Annotated in this window: 3 protein-coding genes; all 3 read right to left on the bottom strand. The window is 44.4% G+C overall.

Features of this window, described 5'->3' with window-relative positions; genetic code table 11:
- The coding region (locus WCO51_13750; protein ID MEI6514318.1) for a tail-specific protease at positions 1-347 on the bottom strand (347 nt) is incomplete at its 3' end.
- A gap of 175 nt (positions 348-522) precedes the next feature.
- Positions 523-1,251, bottom strand: coding sequence for a PDZ domain-containing protein (locus WCO51_13745; GenBank protein MEI6514317.1), 729 nt, complete (start codon positions 1,249-1,251; stop codon positions 523-525).
- A gap of 17 nt (positions 1,252-1,268) precedes the next feature.
- A partial coding sequence (locus WCO51_13740; protein ID MEI6514316.1) for an SLBB domain-containing protein occupies positions 1,269-1,575 on the bottom strand: 307 nt, incomplete at its 5' end.

The following is a 1,575-nucleotide window of genomic DNA, read 5'->3' as shown; positions in this document are numbered from 1 at the left end:
TTATCATTCCTTGGCCAAGCTGCGTCTTTGCGAGTCAACATAACCGACTCGTCGACTGCAAAATCGAAGTGGTCATCTTTCAAGAGTTTTTCTGTCAGAGCAACACGCTCCTCAACTCGTTTTTCGAAAACACGATAAATTTCAGTGGCTGCTGACATGCTTTTGCCACTTAATAAAAGGGAATGTAGCTGATCTCCATATTTAATGTTAAACTCATCAACGTCTTCTTGGGTAAAATAGAGTCGCTGGAAATCGAGATCTTTCAGGTAATCGGCCAAGAATCTCTGACTCAACTCGGCATTGAAAGGCAACCGAGCGAAATGGCTGTTTTGCAACATAATCGCCATTTGTCTACCTACCTCGTTAAAATCGGCTTGCTGAGCGAAGGCGGTAAAACCTAGCGCCACAGAAGCCGTCGCGAGTACAATTTTTTTAAACCAACAGTGAGCGATGACCATAAAAATAAGATATTAACTTTTTAATAAAATGCCATGACTATCAAGGATTTCGATTTCTAAAAAATTATGAGCCGGCACCGATTTTGGTTTTTCTCTTGGAAAGCCAAAGCTTGAAGTAAACGTCTTTCGCTTCTCTTTCGGCAGTCTCGGTATCAAAATCTTGTCCATTGATAAATAGATCTGCCATCACTGGCCGCCTTCCTAAGGTTACCTTCAATTCAAGTACCTCGCCATTACGCAGAATCGACAACTTCGCATGACTGTTTGGTTTCATGGTTTTAACCCGTTCACGAAATAGTGAAGAAGCCCCAGTATTGCGCCAAACACCTTCCTCCAATGCTACAATCATATCATTCAACTGGACTCCTGCAGCTTCTCCTGGGGTGTCTGCTCGAACTTCTATAACACGGATCGCGTATCGGGGCTTTAAATCACCAGGAACGGTTAGGATTTCATCGTTCAATGCAAGGGCGACTCCGATGTATCCCTCCCCTTCCTTCATGTATTCGGCATCAACTAAAATACGAAGAATTTCGTAACAGCGCTCTCTAATCTCTGGGTCACTTGCATCGCGTGACTGTTCGAGAAACTCTAACATTGCAGGCTCTGGAGATTTCTTAGCCCAATCCAACAATTTTCCTTGCGCGTTCTCACGCTTGCGAAAATCAGCGGAACCTAAATCCTTGAACGCCTTTGGTAGTTGCACGGCACCACCCAGCGATGCACAGCAAATTATAAACGAACAAAACAAAAACCAAACCCTCAATTGCGATGGAGCATTGCTCGTTTGCATCGGATTCACACAATTACTTAGTTCCCGAGCATATTCTTCTGAGGGACCTCTATGGTGTCATTGGGTTCGACCGACACACCCATACTCTGCTCCTTGGTCATGTCGTAGATAGTTTGTTTACCATTCCGGAACACCTTTACGCGCTTCATACTACCAAATTCCGTAGGACCACCAGCTGCTTGGATGGCTTGATAAAGAGTCAGACCTTTGTTAAATGGCTTCGGACCCGGACCTCTGACTTGCCCACCAATATGGACAGTCTGCTCATCGATGTTATTACCCCGATGAGATATCACTTGGATAGTAATGTTTGTATAGATACCG

This window comes from bacterium, from assembly GCA_037131655.1.
Lineage (GTDB): Bacteria > Armatimonadota > Fimbriimonadia > Fimbriimonadales > JBAXQP01 > JBAXQP01.
Note: the sequence above shows the minus strand (reverse complement) of the source record. Positions and strands in the feature narration are given on the sequence as shown.

Bases quoted from the DNA above. Each gene is read 5' to 3' on its own strand.
- WCO51_13745 (MEI6514317.1), bottom strand. From the start codon at position 1,251: ATGCAAACGAGCAATGCTCCATCGCAATTGAGGGTTTGGTTTTTGTTT.